The organism is Anaerococcus sp., assembly GCF_022770135.1.
Lineage (GTDB): Bacteria > Bacillota > Clostridia > Tissierellales > Peptoniphilaceae > Anaerococcus.
Window position 1 is genome coordinate 1 of sequence record NZ_JALEIL010000127.1, and the last position, 18569, is coordinate 18569.

At 33.3% G+C, this 18569-nt stretch carries 19 protein-coding genes; 1 reads left to right on the top strand and 18 read right to left on the bottom strand.

The window, feature by feature from the left end; genetic code table 11:
• Positions 1 to 36 precede the first annotated feature (36 nt).
• From MRZ08_RS06540 to efp, 10 genes are read right to left on the bottom strand one after another with little or no spacing between them, the layout of a single operon-like run.
• A complete protein-coding gene (locus MRZ08_RS06540; protein ID WP_297380809.1) occupies positions 37 to 735 on the bottom strand; it encodes a segregation/condensation protein A in 699 nt (232 codons plus the stop codon).
• Positions 722 to 1273, bottom strand: coding sequence for an NUDIX hydrolase (locus MRZ08_RS06545; RefSeq protein ID WP_297380812.1), 552 nt, complete (start codon positions 1271 to 1273; stop codon positions 722 to 724). Before MRZ08_RS06545 ends, MRZ08_RS06540 begins: the two co-directional genes overlap by 14 nt.
• The gene (recN, locus tag MRZ08_RS06550) at positions 1266 to 2954 is read right to left on the bottom strand and encodes a DNA repair protein RecN (protein ID WP_297380813.1); all 1689 of its coding nucleotides are present in this window, start codon (positions 2952 to 2954) and stop codon (positions 1266 to 1268) included. Before recN ends, MRZ08_RS06545 begins: the two co-directional genes overlap by 8 nt.
• The gene (gene argR, locus MRZ08_RS06555; RefSeq protein WP_015777959.1) at positions 2954 to 3406 is read right to left on the bottom strand and encodes an arginine repressor; all 453 of its coding nucleotides are present in this window, start codon (positions 3404 to 3406) and stop codon (positions 2954 to 2956) included. Before argR ends, recN begins: the two co-directional genes overlap by 1 nt.
• A gap of 8 nt (positions 3407 to 3414) precedes the next feature.
• Complete coding sequence (locus MRZ08_RS06560; RefSeq protein WP_297380817.1) at positions 3415 to 4251, bottom strand: polyprenyl synthetase family protein; 837 nt, start codon at positions 4249 to 4251, stop codon at positions 3415 to 3417.
• On the bottom strand, positions 4244 to 4432 hold the full coding sequence (gene xseB, locus MRZ08_RS06565) for an exodeoxyribonuclease VII small subunit (RefSeq protein ID WP_297380819.1): 189 nt from the start codon (positions 4430 to 4432) through the stop codon (positions 4244 to 4246). The genes MRZ08_RS06560 and xseB overlap by 8 nt, the downstream gene beginning before the upstream one ends.
• Positions 4425 to 5609 carry an exodeoxyribonuclease VII large subunit gene (xseA, locus tag MRZ08_RS06570; RefSeq protein WP_297380822.1) on the bottom strand — a complete coding sequence of 395 codons (1185 nt, stop codon included), beginning with the start codon at positions 5607 to 5609 and terminating at the stop codon, positions 4425 to 4427. The genes xseB and xseA overlap by 8 nt, the downstream gene beginning before the upstream one ends.
• Complete coding sequence (locus tag MRZ08_RS06575; RefSeq protein ID WP_297380826.1) at positions 5606 to 5989, bottom strand: transcription antitermination factor NusB; 384 nt, start codon at positions 5987 to 5989, stop codon at positions 5606 to 5608. The genes xseA and MRZ08_RS06575 overlap by 4 nt, the downstream gene beginning before the upstream one ends.
• A complete protein-coding gene (locus MRZ08_RS06580; RefSeq protein ID WP_297380829.1) occupies positions 5989 to 6315 on the bottom strand; it encodes an Asp23/Gls24 family envelope stress response protein in 327 nt (108 codons plus the stop codon). Before MRZ08_RS06580 ends, MRZ08_RS06575 begins: the two co-directional genes overlap by 1 nt.
• Before the next feature lie 10 nt (positions 6316 to 6325).
• Positions 6326 to 6883 (bottom strand): elongation factor P, encoded by a 558-nt coding sequence (gene efp, locus MRZ08_RS06585; RefSeq protein WP_015777965.1) that lies wholly within the window; start codon positions 6881 to 6883, stop codon positions 6326 to 6328.
• 129 nt (positions 6884 to 7012) lie between these two features.
• Between efp and MRZ08_RS06590 the strand changes: the two genes are divergently transcribed.
• Positions 7013 to 8197, top strand: a complete 1185-nt coding sequence (locus MRZ08_RS06590) for a nucleotidyltransferase family protein (RefSeq protein ID WP_297380832.1) — start codon at positions 7013 to 7015, stop codon at positions 8195 to 8197.
• Positions 8198 to 8213: 16 nt separating this feature from the next.
• Here MRZ08_RS06590 and MRZ08_RS06595 read toward each other — a convergent pair whose 3' ends face one another.
• The 8 genes from MRZ08_RS06595 to hprK all read right to left on the bottom strand — a co-directional run bounded on the left by MRZ08_RS06595 (position 8214) and on the right by hprK (position 18569).
• The gene (locus MRZ08_RS06595) at positions 8214 to 8702 is read right to left on the bottom strand and encodes an ATPase (protein ID WP_297380834.1); all 489 of its coding nucleotides are present in this window, start codon (positions 8700 to 8702) and stop codon (positions 8214 to 8216) included.
• Between the two features lie 9 nt (positions 8703 to 8711).
• Positions 8712 to 9194, bottom strand: coding sequence for a pantetheine-phosphate adenylyltransferase (coaD, locus tag MRZ08_RS06600; protein ID WP_297380836.1), 483 nt, complete (start codon positions 9192 to 9194; stop codon positions 8712 to 8714).
• Complete coding sequence (rsmD, locus tag MRZ08_RS06605; protein WP_297380838.1) at positions 9172 to 9735, bottom strand: 16S rRNA (guanine(966)-N(2))-methyltransferase RsmD; 564 nt, start codon at positions 9733 to 9735, stop codon at positions 9172 to 9174. The genes coaD and rsmD overlap by 23 nt, the downstream gene beginning before the upstream one ends.
• Positions 9735 to 11726, bottom strand: a complete 1992-nt coding sequence (locus tag MRZ08_RS06610) for an ATP-dependent DNA helicase RecG (protein WP_297380842.1) — start codon at positions 11724 to 11726, stop codon at positions 9735 to 9737. The genes rsmD and MRZ08_RS06610 overlap by 1 nt, the downstream gene beginning before the upstream one ends.
• A complete protein-coding gene (locus tag MRZ08_RS06615; protein ID WP_297380843.1) occupies positions 11726 to 13294 on the bottom strand; it encodes a DAK2 domain-containing protein in 1569 nt (522 codons plus the stop codon). Before MRZ08_RS06615 ends, MRZ08_RS06610 begins: the two co-directional genes overlap by 1 nt.
• A gap of 8 nt (positions 13295 to 13302) precedes the next feature.
• Positions 13303 to 13656, bottom strand: a complete 354-nt coding sequence (locus MRZ08_RS06620) for an Asp23/Gls24 family envelope stress response protein (RefSeq protein WP_297380846.1) — start codon at positions 13654 to 13656, stop codon at positions 13303 to 13305.
• A gap of 145 nt (positions 13657 to 13801) precedes the next feature.
• Positions 13802 to 17329, bottom strand: coding sequence for a pyruvate:ferredoxin (flavodoxin) oxidoreductase (nifJ, locus tag MRZ08_RS06625; protein ID WP_297380849.1), 3528 nt, complete (start codon positions 17327 to 17329; stop codon positions 13802 to 13804).
• Between the two features lie 199 nt (positions 17330 to 17528).
• On the bottom strand, positions 17529 to 18569 hold the full coding sequence (gene hprK, locus MRZ08_RS06630) for an HPr(Ser) kinase/phosphatase (protein WP_297380852.1): 1041 nt from the start codon (positions 18567 to 18569) through the stop codon (positions 17529 to 17531).

Consider the following 18569-nt stretch of genomic DNA (forward strand, 5'->3'; position numbering starts at 1 on the left):
TCTTCAATTAGTCCTTTAAGATATTCTCTCTCCATATTACCTCTTTATAACTAGAAAAGAATTTAGGCCCTTGGCCTCTAAGCTTATTTCTTTTAGTTTGACTAGTTCTAGTAGGGCTAAGAATGTAGCTATACACTCAGCCTTGTTTTTTATCCTATCCGTTAGGGAAGATAAATCCAATTTTTTAGTAAAATTCAATGTCTTTTTGATCTTTTCGACATAAGCATTTACATCTTCTTGCTTAATGCTTTTGACTATGGATTTCTCTGACTTTTTCTCCAAATTCGTCATCAACTTTGTAAATTCTCGTGTCAGTATATTAATATCCTTATCGATCTTTACTTCTTCATATCTTTCAAACTGACTAAGGTCTTCTTGATATTTACTGTAAATCTTTCTAGCCTCATCTTCCATAAGCTTAAATTCATCTTCAACTGATTTGATTTTCTTATAGTAGATTAGATAAGAAAGAAATTCCTCTTCTAGGTCATCATCACTATCTTTAGGCAACAGCTTATTGGCCTTTATCGTAAGAAGAATAGAAGCAATATAAATAAACTCCGACAAATTCTCTATATTATCATCTAGTTTGTTAATTTCTTCTAGATAGGAGTTTGTGATCTCCTCAATTTTTATATCGTAGATATCTATTTTCTTTTTTTCGATTAATTTTAAAAGCAAATCAAAAGGGCCTGTAAAGGCCTCTAGTTCTATATTTAACCTAGTCTCGCTCATTTATCATTTTCTTCGCATACAAAACAGCTATAATACTTTTTGCATCAGTAAGCTCTCCGTTTTCTATCATATTGTACAAATCATCGATAGAGTAGGAATAGGCCATTACATTTTCGTCTTCATCTTGTTCTAGCTCAGATTTTACCAAATCACTAGCTATAAAAAATGATAGTTTATCATTTGTAAAACCTGGAGATGCGTGCATGTCGAATAAGTAAGAGATTTTTTCAGGAAAATATCCTACCTCCTCTTGAAGCTCTCTTTTAGCTGTCTCAATTGGAAGCTCATTACTTTCCACTAGACCTGCTGGAATTTCTAGCGTCACTTTATCTATAGCTTTTCTGTATTGTTTTACCATCCATAACTTATCTTCTTCATCGAAAGCTATGATTCCTACACCCTTTTGATGATCTACAATTTCTCTTTTAGAATACTTTTTATTTTCAAGCTCAACTGTATCAACTCTAAGCTTTAGAATTTTTCCATCGTATATAGTATCAGATTTTATAGATTTTTCATAAAATTTATCTTCAGTCATTTCTTAAATCCTCCGCCATTTGTAACATTTCTTCCGCAGATTTTTTGCTAGTAGCCGTTATATCTACACCACTTATCATCCTAGCAATCTCTAAGCTACGATCACCATTAGATAGTTTTTCTGTTCTGCTTACAGTGAAATCTTCAATATCTTCTTTCTTAATAAGAATATGGTTATTAGCAAGAGAGGCAATTTGGGGCAAGTGGCTAATTGCTATAATTTGTCTCTTTTTTGATAAATCTAGGATTTTCTCGCCCACAACTTGAGCAGTTCTACCACTTATTCCTGTATCTATTTCATCAAATATCAAGGTATCCACCGTGTCAGCATCAGAGAATACTTCCTTGAAGGCAAGCATAATTCTAGATAATTCTCCACCAGAAGCAGTTTTTGATAGAGGCTTTAAGCTATCTCCCTTATTAGTACTGATTAGAAAATCAATGTCGTCAAATCCATTTGATCCAAGACCTTCTTTTCTCCTAATTTCTATCTTAAATTTACCATTTTTTATATCTAATTCTTTTATAGCTTTGTTTATCTCCGCTTCAAGGATTTTACCTTTATTCTTACGGATTTCACTTAATTGTAAGGAATAATCTGACAAGTCCTTATTTATTTTAGACATATCCCTGTCAATGGTAGACCTCAATCCCTCAATTTCGTCTAGTTCTTTTATTCTTTCTTTAATATTATCATAGTAGCCTCTAATGTCATCAATAGTAGATCCATACTTTCTCTTTAGACTAAATAGGGTCTGATTGATCATATCCAATTCGTACATTCTCTCTGGATCTTGCTCTAGAGAAGATTCATATGAATCTATATCTTGATAAACATCATTTATTAGCTCTGATATATTGATAAGGCTCTTATAGATGTCTTCAATCTTCTCGTCAACTGAAGTATAAGAAGAAATTTCAGAAATACACTCGTTTATTAAGCTTGTCAAAGATACTTGACCAAATTCGCTCGAATCGATATATTCTTTAATCTTATTGGAAGAGTTCATAATAGATGAAATATTGTTGAGCTTTTGATATTCTCTATCTAGACTTTCCTCATCCAGATTAAAAATATCGACTTCTTCAATTTCATTTATTTGATAGTTGATCAAATCTCTTTCTCTAGTAATCTCTTCTTCAGATAAATCTAGTTTATTAAACTTATCTACTAATTCTAATCGCTGTTTATATAGTTTACTTAAGTTATCCCTAATATCTTTGCTTTCATCATCCTTGGTGAAATTATCTATCAAGTCCATATAATTTGCGCTATTCATAAAGGAATTACTATCGCCCTGCTTGTAGATATCCATCAAGATATGTGAAATATCCTTTAAACTGTTGAGATTTGTAATCCTCCCGTTCACCCTTATACTCGATGATTTTTTACCTATAGTTCTTGTTATTATTAGCTTATTATCATCAAAAGATACATCCATATCGCAAAGTATAGTCTTAATCTCAGGATTTACTTCAAACACAGCTTCGATAATAGTCTTATCAGCAAATCTTCCAATGCTATCCTTATCCGCTCTTGCTCCCAAGCAAAGATTTATTGCTTGAAGTATCAGGCTCTTACCGGATCCTGTCTCACCTGTTAGTACATTGAAACCTTCTTCAAAATATATATGATTTCTTTTAATAATTACAAAATTGTCTATAAATAGCTCTAAAAGCATTATTTTATGAGACTCCTCAAGTCTTCTATTAATAATTCAATCTTTTCTTCAGAAGTTGGAGTTATAAAAATTGTATCGATTCCAGTAACAATCCCACCAACATTCTCAAGCTTTTCATTTGTTATATAGGCACCGCATACAGTCGCACAATATGAAATTGTCTTAATAACTATAAGACCAGAAGTTTTCTCAATAGATAATACAGATTCTTTGAAAATCTTCTCCATTCTTTCAGTTAGAGTATCATAGACTGTATCTACAACTGTATATTTATATTCGTAATCATCAGTTTGAACTTTAGATATCCTAAGCTCTTTTATGTCCCTAGATATAGTAGCTTGAGTCGCATCGACACCGTGATCTTTTAGCATCTCTGACAATTGACTTTGGGTCTTCACGTCATTATTCTGTATTATATCTAAAATTAATCTTTGTCTTGTGTATTTTTTCATAATCGCCTCTAATATTTTCTATTTGTTAGAAATTCGATTAGAAATAAAAGAAAATCATTATTTTCTAAATCTTCAATTTCTTTATTGCATTTATCATTAATTTCAGCTAGAAATTCTTTACTAGAATCAAGGTCTCTCAAATTCAATATGTTAATCTCATCCTTGTAATCGTCCTCTAATAAATCGTCCTGAATCTGAAATCCTAAACCCAGATAATATGAATATCTTTTAAGCTTAGCTATAATTTCCTCATCATAACCATTGACAATACCTGCTGCAACTATAGCACCCTTGAAGAAATCTCCAGTCTTTTTATCATATACTTCGACTAAGAAGTCTTCATCATAAAATTTTCTTCTCCTAAGGTCTAATATTTGCCCAGTAATCATCCCATCCTTACCAACTCTTTTCATTAGATAAGAAGCTGCTTTAAGATAGGAAGGATCGTCTATGGAAATATCCATCATAAGCATACTGGCTTCATTAAGGAGAGCATCTCCAGTAAGTATTGCTATATCCTCGCCAAAATGTTTGTGAACACTTTCCTTTCCACGTCTATAATCATCATCATCCATAGCTGGCAAATCATCATGTACAAGGGAATAGGCTTGAATCATCTCTATTGCTAAAGCAAATAGTAAATCGTTTTTACTAATTTCATTTGTATGTAATCTCCTAGTTTCTAAGAATAAGCTCGCACGAATTCTCTTACCAGAATCAGCTGCATAAAGCATGGCTTCATTGATTTTAGAATCCTCAGAGAAATACCTTTTCATTTCCTCGTCAATTATTCTCTTGTTATAGGCAAGTCTTTTTTCATATTTTTCGTATATTGTATTATTCATCACTTGTTATCGTCTCTACCTTTGCTTTATAGTCACTCAATCTCTCTTCTAGTTTCTTATATATATCACTAGCTTTTTCATAAATCTTAATGCTCTCATCGAGATTGTCTTTGTTATTTTCCAATTCTTCTAAGAGCTCTTCCATTTTTTTGAAATTTTCTTCTATTGACTTATCAATCAACTACTTCCACCTTTACTTTTCCATCGCTAAATTCTATAAAAGCAATATCAGATTTCTTAAGAGAATGCTTGGAAAATACTGCATTACCCAAATCATCTTTGATGTGAATATTTTTCTTTCCAATTTCGATTATATCCTCAAATCTCTTTAACTCTGATGAAATAAGCCTAAACTTTTGCTCATTATATGACAGGTTTGACTTTAACTTTAAATCCAAATCTTTTTTTAGATAAGTAAGACTATTAATTCTCTTATCAATTTCTCTGATAGGACTCTTTCTTTCCAAATTCTTTCTTACCTGGAGCAGCTTAAATTCATAATCTCTAATCCTAGATTGAGTTATTTCACCCATCTTTTTTATTATATTTTTCATTTCTCTAGAAATGTCGGAATAATTTTTAATTACATAAGATCCTGCTTCTGTTGGAGTCTGTAGACTCAAATCCGCTACTAAATCCAGAAGAGTTTTATCGATTTTATGTCCTATAGCTGAAATTATAGGGGTTTTGGCCACAAATGTAGCGTCTATAACTAACCTATCATTAAAAGATGACAAGTCCTCACTAGATCCACCACCTCTAGTGATTACAATCAAGTCTAGATTTCTCTTATCTAGGCTTTCTATTGCTCTTTTTACCATAAGTGGAGAAGACTCACCTTGGACCTTTACAGGGCTTAGGTATATGTGCATATCATTTGGCTTTTGATTAATAACCGATAGAAAATCTACAATAGCGGCTCCTTCTTCCGATGTGATTAGTCCTATTTTTTGTGGAAATTTAGGAATTTCCTTTTTTCTTTCAGGGTCAAAATATCCTTTTTTCTTAAATTCTTCCTTCATTTGAAGAAATTCTAGATATTTTTGAGAAAGGCCTTTTTCCTTGATTTCATTTACTGAAATCACAATCCTCGAGGAGTAGTTGTTAAAGATTACAGTGCCCTTAACAAGAACATCCTTTCCTACTTCTACAGAAAAATCTATATCCTTGTCATCATAGTAGTAAATTACACAATCTATAATATCCCTATCTTCTTTTAGAGAAAAATATAAATGGGAATTATTGATCCTAACGTTCGATAATTGCCCATTTATATAAAGATTTTGAAATATAGGATCGTGTTTTATATTAGATTTAAAATATTCATTAAACTGCTTAACACTAAGTGCTTTTCTCATTTTCCATCTTTTCTAACGATTGACCCTAAGATAGAATTTACTATTTTATAATCGTCTTCATCTGAGTACTTCTTGGCTAGATTTACTGCCTCGTTGATTGATACCGACACTGGTATATCCATATAATACATTTCGTTGATGCTTAGATATAGAATTGATCTTAGTACCTTAGATAATCTCTTGTGCTTACTATCAAGATTAGTAGCAAGCTTGTCATCGATACTAGAGAAATTGCCTAGAAAAGATGATATAGACTTTTTTACAAAATCTTCACCGGTAAGGTCTAATTCTTCTAGAGCATTATCAATATCTTCAATTTTACTAATACTGTCTTGGTAAATGAGTTTAAAAACCCACTCCCTTTGTTCAACCCTATTCATTATATTTCTAAATTACCGACATTTACATCAACTCTAGTTACAGAAATACCAGTCATATTCTCAACTATATTTTTAACATTTTCTTGTATCTTCTTAACTGTCTTTCTAACATTAATATTTCTATCAAAATTAACATCTAGAGTGAAATGTAGGTTTTCCCCGTGTTTTTTTACTTTGCTTTTAGAATTTCTCTTGTGGAATCTAAAAGACTTATCTTGATTATCTTCGCAGTAAACACCATAGACATCGCTCGCTGCTGCAACTGCTATTTGATCAAGGATTTCGTCTGCTATTTTGACTGATCCGTTAATGAAACTTCCTGACATTATTTACTCCTTATACTCTTGATAGGTAGTCTCCAGTTCTAGTATCGATTTTGATTACATCTCCTTCGTTTACAAAAACTGGAACTTGTATAACTGCTCCTGTTTCAACTGTTGCTGGTTTTGTAACATTTGTTGCTGTATCACCTTTGATGGCTGGCTCTGTTTCTTCTACCTTAAGTTCAACAAAGTTTGGTGCTTCGATTTGGAATGGCTTACCTTCATAGAATTTAATTTGAACTGGTTCATTTTCTTTTACATAAATAATCGCATCTTTAACCGCTTCATATTCAATACCAATTTGTTCAAATGTTTCTGGGTCCATAAAGTAATAAAGCTGTCCATCATTGTATAAATATGACATTTCTTTAGTTGATATTACAGCTTGTTCAAACTTTTCATTTGGGTTAAAGGTTACATCTTTAGCCCCACCATTCATTACAGATCTAATCTTTGCACGAACGAAAGCTGCTCCTTTACCTGGTTTAACGTGTTGAAAATCAACTATTTGATAAACATCATTATCATATACAAAAGTTACGCCTTTTCTTAAATCATTTGCTGAAATCATATATCCTCCTACGCATGTTTCTTCTATTATTATACCATATGAACTTATATTTTTAAAACTATTAGCTTTTTTATGAAGGTTATAATTTATTTATCAGGCCATTTAATGTATAATTAAGATGGTGATATTATGAAAAAACTTGCAATTATTTCTGAATTTAATCCATTTCATAATGGACATAAATATTTAATAGACAAGGCAAAGGAATTTACTAAAACAGACTTAGCTATTAGCTTAATGAGCGGTGATTTCGTCCAAAGAGGTGAGGCGAGTCTTATAGATAAGTATTCTAGAGCTGAAGCTGCCTTAGATAATGGCTTCGACCTTGTTATAGAGATGCCTAACTTTATATCTCTTCAATCGGCGGAATTTTTCTCCTACAAGTCTATCGAGCTTTTGAATAAATTAAAGATAGATTATCTAGCTTTTGGAATTGAGAATTTAGATAGTGAAAAGTTTCTTGAAATTTCAGCTAAGATAATAAATAATAATGAACTAGTAGAGGAATTAACTAAGAACTTCATAGATAGCAAGCATTCATTCACAGAAGCAAGGTATCTTGCCCTCAAAAAATTTCTGGTAGTAGATGATTTCATTAGCTCTAATAATATCTTAGCTCTTGAATATATAAGATCAATTAGTAAAATCAATCCGCAAATCAAACCAATACCAATCAGAAGACTTGGAGCAAACAACCAAGATCTTAATATAAAAGATGAAAAATTCGCTTCATCTACATCTATAAGGAGAAACCTTTCAGGAAATATTAAAAAGCTAATGCCCTATTCTTCTTACCAAAAATTGAAAGACTTCCAAGAAAATTATAAAATAGCGAGTAAAGAAAAGCTTTTTGATATTTTTAAATACAAATTAATGATTGAAGAAAGTCCAATTAAAGATTCCTTATGCTATGAAGAAGGTCTAGATAATTATTTTAGACAATTGTTAAAGAATAATCCTAGCTACGACGAGTTTATCAATCTTGCAGTATCTAGACGCAATACTAAGGCAAGAGTTAAGAGGTTGATGATTAATTATATATTAAATAATCATAAATACCTTAATGAAATTGATTTTAATTTTGTTAAGGTCCTTGCTTTTAATGAGAAAGCTACAAGGATTTTTCGAGATATAAAGGAAGATTTGCGAATAGTAATAAGAAAATCTGACATAGAGAACTTGAGTTCAGACGATCTTCTTATTTACGAAAACATGGTAAAAGCAAGTAATCTCTATTCCCTACTAATAGAAAGAGATTTTAACTCTGACTTCACGAGAAATATTTCAATTAAAAAAACCTATGAGGCCAATTAGCTTCATAGGTTAAGTTTTATTTATTTTCTAGAATTGTTCTTCTATTCTTCTCAAGTTGGTTAGCAAGTTGACTGAAGTTTTCGACAGAACCTTGGAACAATCTATCTACATATGCATAAGATTGTTGTTTAATTTTTTCTGCCTCCATATTTGCTTCTTCGATAATTCTTTCTGCTTCGTTTCTAGCTTCTCTAGTTATTTCATTTTCTGAAACTAGCTGTCTAAATTTATTTCTGGCTTGCTCTTTGATATTGTTGATTTCATTTTCAGCTTCACTTAGTCTATTATCAGCTTCACTCTTGGCCTCGCTAATAATCCTGTCTTTCTCATCAGTTACCCATTGTGCTTGCTTGATTTCTTCTGGTAGAGCATCTTTCATTTCGTTTAATAGTTCATAGATTTCATCTGGATCTACAGAAACTTTTCTTGAGAATGGTACAGATGATGATTCATCCATCACATCTTCCATCTCATTAATCAAATTAATCAATTTATTTTGTGCCATAACGTCCCCCTAATATTCAAACTTTTCTTTGATTCTCTCTTCGACTTCTTTACTTACAAAAGAAGATACATCTCCTTTGAATGTTGCTACTTCCCTCACTCCACTTGAGCTTATAAAGGAATAGTTAGGATTACTTAAAAGAAATATAGTTTCGAGACCGTCCATAAGCTTTGAATTAAACATAGCTATATTTTTCTCATACTCATAGTCAGTTACTTCTCTTAAGCCCCTTGCAACTATCTTGATGTCATTTTCTTTTGCAAAGTTTACTAATAAGCCATTAAAAGATGATATACTTACATTGTCAATTCCATCTTTAATCATTTGTTCCTTTATGATTGATTCTCTTTCTTCCAGAGAAAAGACGGATCTTTTATGTTCATTAATTAATACAGCTACGACAACTTCATCGAACATCTTGGAAAGTCTCTTGATTATATCAATATGCCCAAGAGTCAATGGGTCGAAGCTACCTGGATAAATAACTTTCATTTGCTTTGTATATGTTTACTTGTTTCCTTCCATAAGATTTTTCCTTGATAAGGGTTAATTCTCCCATATCAGAAAAATCTAATTCTTTGTCAGATTCTGTTATTATTATACCTTCATTGGCTAATAATTCATATTCTAATATTAGCTTAACAGATTGCTTTACTAAATCGCCCTCATATGGAGGGTCTAGAAATATGTAGTCAAACTCACGCCCACAATCCTTATATTTTTTCAAAGCTTTCTTAAAATCAAGCCTATCTACATTCACATTAGAAGCTTTAACTTTATCTATATTTTTATTCAAGATAGAAAATGTAGAGGAATTTCTTTCGTTAAATGTAACTTCACGAGCTCCTCTGGATAAAAACTCTATTCCCATTTGTCCAGTCCCAGCAAATAGGTCTAGGGCAGTAAATTCGTTCCTAAACGGATATAGCATATCAAATATAGCTTCTTTTACTTTATTATCAGTAGGCCTAGACGTATTTGACTTTGGAGATTGTAAGATGAATCCCTTGTATTTTCCTGCTACTACTCTCATTAGTTTAAAATAATCCTTTTATTCTCTCTAAAATATTCTTCGACATATGTAAGGTCGATTCCTTCGTAGTTATTAGCTTTGAGCTTCTCATATATCTTAAAACATTTTTCAATTTCATCTTTACTCATATTAAGAAAATCTACAGTCGAAAGATTCTTTCCATGTTGTAAATAAGATAAGATTTTGCCACCACCTCTTTGTTCATAGTCTTTCTTAGCTATTTCGAATCCATCATTACTTTCTACTAAGATATTTAATTTATTTGATGGTGAGGGATTATCAGAAATTAGATAGCAGTATGATTCATACTCTCCTCTACCTACTCTTCCCCTAAGCTGGTGGAGGGTTGAAAGACCGAAATTATTAGCATTATAAATTATCATTGTATTGGCATTGGCCACGTCTATTCCAACTTCAATAACTGTAGTTGCAAGTAGGATATCAATTTTACCATTATTGAAATCTCCTAAGATATCTTCCTTATCCTTAGCTTTCATCTTACCATGAAGGATAGCTATCCTATATCGTGGAAATCTCTTCTTATAGATTTTATATAAATTTTCCAAAGAATTCTTATCGTCTGAGTCTATATTATTGGTAACAACATATATCTGCCTGCCATCTCTTATCGTTTGATCAATCTTTTCATACAAAATTCCAATCTTATCAGATCCCAAAAGCTTAGTATCTATTGGTTTTCTTCCCTTAGGAAGTTCGTTTATTATAGATAAGTCTATAATTTCTGAGATTTTAAGAGAAAGGGTCCTAGGAATAGGGGTCGCTGTCATTGTAAGATAATTTACAGCATCACCCTTTAGGGCCAGCATTTGCCTTTGACTTACACCAAATCTGTGTTGCTCATCATTTACGACAAACTTCAAATAAGAAAATTCAACATCTTCGACTATGAGAGCATGAGTTCCAATAAGGATGTCAATTTTACCATCTTTAAGGTCTTCCTTTATTTTATCCTTGTCCTTACTGCTTCCTGTAAGAAGGGCCGCTTTTACATTGAACTTCTCAAAAAGCTCGATGTTTTTTTCAAATTGCTGAATAGCCAAAAGTTCAGTAGGTACCATCATAGCTGATTGATAGTCGTTTAGAGCGAAAATTATCATAATTACTATAGCGACTATAGTCTTTCCACTTCCTACATCACCTACTAGTAGTCTATTGGCGGTGTAAGGACTCGAACAATCACCTAAGATTTCTTCTAAAACCTTTCTTTGACTTCTGGTGAGTGTGAAAGAAAGCTCAGATAAAATATCATCTAGCTTGTAAGATAGATGGGTATCTTGCCTAAACTTAGTCTTACTTTTGAGAAAGTCCAAGAAGCATAGGTCTTTTAATAAGTCCACTATTTTAATCTGACTCTTTGCCTTGGTTAAGCCTTCGACTGACGTGGGAAAATGAATCTCTTTAAGATTGTCATATCTTTTGTTTATAGAAAATCCTTCTAATATAGTATCTGACAAGATTTCTTCTCTTTTATCAAAGTATGCCAGAGCTTGCCCCATAAATTGCCTAATTTGTTTATTACTAATTCCTCTTGTAAGAGGGTAAATGGATACAATATAACCTATTTCATCATCATCTATATCACAAAATAAAGGATTCCCGGCTTCATAAAAAGCATTCTTCTTGGAAACTGAAGTATAAAACTTATATGACCTTCCTCTAACAAGCCTTCTTGGGGTAAATCTATCATTAAACCATATGAGTCTTATCTTTCCAAATTGCGATTTTTCTTCAAAGGCATATATATAGGAGATAGTCATTTTACCAAAATTCTTCTGATATAGTCTGCTAGAAATTTTCCGGATAAAATAATGTTTGTTGTTATCATCTATATCGACTATACTTTTTAACTTACTCCTATCCTCATATTCTCGAGGATAGTAATTATAAAGATCTGATACAGAAGATATACCGAGCCTCTTAAAGTCCTTACTCTTCTTATCTCCTATGCCCTTTAGAGCCGTTAAATCCATTATTCAAGTGTGATTGTATAGTAGTAGACTGGCTGTCCGCCGTAGACTAATTCACAATCCACGTCTTTGAATTTTTTAGAAAGTTTCTTAGAAAAATCCTTAGCTCTTCTTTTTTCGATATCCTCACCATAATAAATAGTAATCAAAGAAATATCATCTTCTTCTATAATATCAGCTATGGTTTCCTCACAAGTTTTTTCTATTGATGAATCAGTAGCGACTATTTTACCATCGAGTATACCTATATAATCATCTTTTCTTATCTTAATATCATTGACGCTTGTATCTCTTATAGATATTGAAACTTCTGCAATATGAATATCTTCAATGATTTCGTTCATATTTTCTAAGTTTTCTTCAGGACTCATAGCTTCATCAAATTCAAGAATAGCACTGAATGCTTCTGGAATTGATCTTGTCTCGACAACAAATACATTCTTATCTGAAACTTCAGCAGCTTGCTTCGCAGACATTATAATATTCTTGTTGTTTGGGAAAATAAAAATATTTTCAGCATTTATTTCTTCAACGGCCTTATATAGATCTTCTGTTGATGGGTTCATTGTTTGGCCACCTTCAATAACCTTATCTATATTCATGCTTTCCATTATAGCGTTGTAGCCTTCGCCCCTAGATACAGCAATAAATCCATATTTCTTATAGATAGCTTCCTTCTTTTCAGGGATGTCCTCAACTTCAGGCTTTAAGTTTTCTACCGTGATTTTTAATATCACTCCCTCCATCAGAATCATTTGAACTATATTTTGAGGACTGTCAGTCTTAAATGTTGATTTTAATAAATCTTTATTTAGGTCAGATTCATAATTCTTGGTGATTCTTTCAAGGTTTTCATTTAAAGAAGCAAGCTTTTCTTCTTTTCCAGCAAGCTCAAAGTCTACCTTATAAGTAAAGTCATCATCGCTTTTTTCTTCAGACAAATCGATATCTCTGTCGATATTTGAATTTAAAGCATTTAGTGCACCCCTTAGTAAGAAAATTAATCCTTGTCCACCTGAGTCAACAACACCTGCTTCTTTGAGGACTGGAAGTTGATTAGGGGTGTTATCTAGAGTTACTTGGCCTGCGCCTATAATCTCTATTAAGTAATCATCTAATTCAATATCTTCATCGAATACTTCATTAGCTTTTTCAGCCATTTTATTGGCTACAGTTAGGATTGTGCCCTCGGTTGGTTGCATAACAGCTTTGTAAGCTGTTTTACTAGCATTTTCGAAGATATCTCTGACATCACTAGCATAGATTGTATCCTTACCTTTAAGAGTCTTTGACATACCACGAACTAGCTGAGATAGAATAACACCAGAATTTCCCCTTGCTCCCATAAGAGTTCCCTGACTTAGTGCCTTAGAAACTTCTTCAACAGAAGTCAGTCCAGATTTATTTACTTTATCGAGACCAGATTTTATTGTCATAAACATATTTGTACCTGTATCTCCATCTGGTACAGGAAAGACGTTTAGTTCATTAACCAAGTCCTTATTTTCATTTAAATATTCATAAGCTCCAATAATCATTTGTTGAAGTTTATTTGCATCAATACTTTTCATTTACACTCCTATTTGTTAATCCCTTGAACAAAGATATTAACTGCGGCAACTCTTACCTTAAGGGATTTTTCGACATTATACTTTACATTTTCAATTATATTTTGACAAACTACAGGAATCCTAACACCATATTTCAAAAATAAAGAAATATTGATAGAAATTGTGCCATTATCTAGCCTTCTAACTTGAACTCCCTTTTGCATATTATTTACTCCTAAAAGCTCATATATCCCGTCTTTTGCAGATTGACTAGCAAGACCAACAACCCCATAAGATTGCATCACACTTGCTACAGCAATATTGGTTATGAGTGAGTCATCAATAGTTACTTTTCCTAAATTATTAACATACTTAATAGTCATAATACCTCCAGTATGATCAGTAAGTCTATTACCTTTTTATAATGATTATACCATAAACGATACATTAATTATAATAAAATTAGCAAAGATTATTGAACAATAGAAAAAACCGTCAAATTAATGACGGTTTTTAAAAATTTTATTCTTATTTACCAGCTAATCTCTTATATGTTTCATATCTTTCTTTAGCAGCTTTTTCTGCTTCAGCATATAGTTCGTCAGCTGTTTCAGGGAAGGATCTCTTAAGTGATGAGTATCTTACTTCACCTTGAATAAATTCTTGGAATGATTCTTTTGGTTCTCTAGAATCAAGTTGGAATGGATTTTTGCCCTCGTCTGCAAGTCTTCGGTCAAATCTCCATAAGTGCCAGTAACCAGCATCTACAGCTTGTTTTTCTCTGTATTGTGATTTACCCATACCGATTCTGATACCGTGGTTGATACATGGTGCATAAGCTATAACTAGTGATGGACCATTGTAGCTTTCAGCTTCTTTAAGAGCTTTAAGTGTTTGGTTTTGGTTAGCACCCATAGCTACTTGTGCACAGTATACATAACCGTAAGAAGTCATCATTAGACCAAGGTCTTTCTTTCTTACCTTTTTACCAGATGCAGCAAATTGTGCTACCGCAGATAATGGTGTAGACTTAGAAGATTGTCCACCTGTATTAGAGTAAACTTCTGTATCGAATACAAGGATGTTGATGTCTTCACCACTTGCAAGTACGTGGTCAACTCCGCCGAATCCGATATCGTAGCTCCATCCGTCACCACCAAAGATCCAGATAGATTTTTTAATCATGTAATCTTTTAGTTGGAAGATCTTGTCAAGTAGGTCTTTACCTTCTTCGCTATCTACTGTTTCTTCTTTTAGTTTCATGATCTTAGCTGTTGCTTCTTTAGAAGTATTAACAGTTTCTTTTCCTTCTAACCAAGCCTTGAATGCTTCGTTAAATGGTGTATCAAGACCAAGTTCTAGGAAGTTGTTCATGTATGTTTCTAGTAATGACTTATTAGCATCTGCTGCAAGTTTCATACCATAACCATATTCAGCCGCATCTTCGAATAATGAGTTACCCCAAGCTGGACCTTGTCCACAAGAATTCTTTGTGTAAGACATAGCTGGTGCACTTGCTCCCCAGATTGATGAACATCCTGTAGCATTTGCAATGTACATTCTATCACCAAATAGTTGTGTTACAAGTTTAGCATATGGTGTCTCACCACAACCTGCACAAGCACCTGAGAACTCAAGTAATGGTTGTTTGAATTGGCTTCCCTTTAGAGTCATTGGATCCATAACATCTTCTTTGTATCCAACTTCTTCATGAGCGTAGTACCAGTTATCTTTTTGTTCTTCCACTTGATCTTCGAATGGTTTCATTAGAAGAGCTTTTTCTGGAGCTGGACATACGTCTGCACAGTTTCCACATCCAGTACAATCTAGTGGAGAAACTTGGATTCTAAATTCGTATCCTTCCATGCCCTTACCAATAGCTTTTTTAGTTTCAAAGCCTTCTGGTGCGTTTGCCTTTTCTTCTTCTGTTACTAAGAAAGGTCTAATTACTGCGTGAGGACAAACGTATGAACATTGGTTACATTGGATACAGTTTTCAAGTTGCCATTCTGGAACGTTAAGAGCGATACCTCTTTTTTCGTATTGTGTTGTACCTGATTCGAATGCTCCATCTTCTCTACCAACAAATGCTGATACAGGGATGTCGTCTTCTTTTTGTTCAAGCATAGGTTTAACAATTTCTCTGATGAATTCTGGAAGTTCTCTTTCTTCTTTCTTTTCATCAACAGCATCTTTCCAAGCTTCTGGAACTTCTACTTTGTGGATTGCATCAATTCCGCTATCTACAGCCTTGTAGTTCATGTTTACAATGTCATCACCCTTGTGACCGTAAGATTTAACTATAGAGTCTTTTAGGTATTTAACGGCATCTTCTAATGGAATTACGTTAGCTAGTTTGAAGAATGCTGATTGCATTATCATGTTTGTTCTAGAACCTAGACCAATTTGTGCTGCTAAGTGAGAAGCATCAATTGTGTAGAATTCTACATTATGTTCTGCAATGTAGCGTTTCATGTTTGCTGGTAGGTGTTCTTCTAATTCTTCATCTGTCCAAGCACAGTTTAGTAAGAATTTACCACCATCTTTTAGGCCTTTAAGTAGGTCGTATTGGTTTACATAAGCTACCTTTGAGCAAGACATAAAGTCAGCTTCATCAAGTAGGTATGTTGATCTGATTGGGTCTTTACCAAATCTTAAGTGAGAAACTGTTAGACCACCTGATTTCTTTGAGTCATAGTCAAAGTAACCTTGTGCGTACGTGTCTGTGTTATCACCGATAATCTTGATAGCTTGTTTGTTAGCACCAACAGTTCCGTCAGATCCGAATCCCCAGAATTTACATCTTGTTGTACCTTCTTGTCTAATCTTAAGGTCTGTTCTTTCAAGTGATTTGTGTGTTACATCATCGTTGATAGAGATTGTGAAGTCTTCTTTTGGTTCATCTTTAGCAAGATTTACAAATACTGCTTCTATATCAGCTGGAACTGTATCTTTAGATGAAAGACCATATCTACCACCGATGATTTGTGGTTTGTCTTCTTGATCATAGTAAGCAGATTTAACATCTAGTAATAGTGGCTCACCAATAGATCCTTTTTCTTTTGTTCTATCAAGGACAGCAATTTTCTTAACTGTTTTTGGAATTGCTTTTAGTAAGTGTTCTTTAGAGAATGGTCTGTATAGGTGAACTTCAATCATACCTACTTTTTTGCCTTCAGCTAGTAGGGCATCGATTGTTTCTTCTGCTGCTTCACATACAGAACCCATTGCTACGATGATTTCTTCAGCGTCATCTGCACCGTAGTAGTTGAATAATTCGTAGTTTGTACCAATTAATTCATTGATTTTGTGCATGTAATCTTCAGCTATACCAACGATATCTTCATAAGCGTTGTTGCTTGATTCCATTCTTTGGAAGAAGATATTCTTTTCAGCTGTACCAATTGTTTTTGGTCTTTCTGGGTTTAGTGAATTGTTTTTAAATCTATTTACTGCTTCCATATCTACAAGTGGAGCTAAATCTTTGTAGTCCCAAACTTGGATTTTTTGGATTTCGTGACTTGTTCTAAATCCGTCGAAGAAGTTTACGAATGGAATGCTACCTTTGATAGCTGATAAGTGAGCTACTGGAGATAAGTCCATTACTTCTTGAACTGAAGATGAGCAAAGCATAGCAAAACCTGTTTGTCTTGCTGACATTACATCTGAGTGGTCACCATAGATTGAAAGTGCGTGTGTTGCAAGTGTTCTTGCTGCAACGTGGAATACACCTGGTAATCTTTCACCTGCAATTTTGTACATGTTAGGGATCATTAATAATAATCCTTGACTTGCAGTATATGTAGTAGTTAGTGCTCCTGCTGCTAATGCACCGTGAACTGCTCCTGCAGCACCTGCTTCAGATTGCATTTCCTTTACTTCAACTGGTCTACCAAAAATATTTTTTCTACCGTTAGCAGCCCAAACATCTACTGCTTCTGGCATTGGTGATGAAGGTGTGATTGGATAGATTGTTGCAACATCTGTGAACGCATATGATACGTGAGCTGCTGCTGTGTTACCATCCATAGTCTTCATAGCTCTTTTAACTGTCATTTAAGACCTCCTATAATATTAGTAACAAATATCGTTAACACTACTTAAAGTATAAAGTTTATTAGTGGAATTGTCAAGGGATATTTTGAACTTTTTTATATTCTTAACTAAGATTGTTCATCTCACCAGTAAATTTGATAATCCCCCTAATCTTAGTAATTATATAAGTTGTTATTTATAATTTATTTAATGAATCTTCTTATAATTGTTCGTCTTCATCTACATGGCTAGGAGTTGATACATCATCAGGTTCTCTGCCTGCAGCTTGTCTAAAGATATTATCGGTCATAACCTTTGCAGCATTGTAACCTAGATTTTTTTCTCTTTGATTCATGGCGGCAACTTCCACAATCATCGCAAGATTTCTACCAGCCCTAACAGGAACAACAAGATGAGGTACCTTTACTCCAAGAATTTCTATGAAGTGATCATCAAGTCCAAGTCTGTCGTATTCGTAATCTTCTTTCCATTGCTCTAATTCTATTACCAAATCAATTCCTGTAGTTGTTTTTACAGAACCTGAGCCATATAGTCTTCTAACATTTATTATTCCTAGTCCCCTTATTTCCATGTAGTGCCTAATATTTTCTGGAGATGATCCAGAAAGTCTATTATTCACAGAAATTATGTCGACCATATCATCAGCTATGAGCCTGTGTCCCCTGTTTACTAGATCAAGAGCCGTCTCACTTTTTCCTACTGATGACTTACCCATAATTAGAACACCGACACCAAAAACTTCCAAGAGCTCTCCGTGTACATTACTTGTTTGTGCCAATTGGTATTCTAGTTCATCTGATAATTTAGATATCAGCCTTGTCGACTTTAGTGGAGACCTAAGTAGGGTTACATCATAATAATCGCACAAATCCTTTATATCTTGATTAATTTCTTTGTCATAGGTAAAGATGATTGCTGGAATTTTATATGATAGGATTCCCCTAAATCTTTCGTATTGCATCCTAGAGTCAAGACTTGTGAGATAAGTATATTCTACTGATCCTATCAATTGAAGCCTCTTGTGAGGAAATTTTTCTAGATAACCCGTAAGTTGAAGTCCAGGTCTATTAACTTCCGCACTTTCAAGCTCTATTTTTTCAAAATCACTTGACTTGTGAACTATCTCTAGATTTAAGATTTCTACAATTTTACTTAGTTTCACAGTCTTATCATCTATTCCGCTTGTAATCTCTTTGTCTATGTGTTCGCTAAAATCGCTTATACTTGTACTATTTGCCAT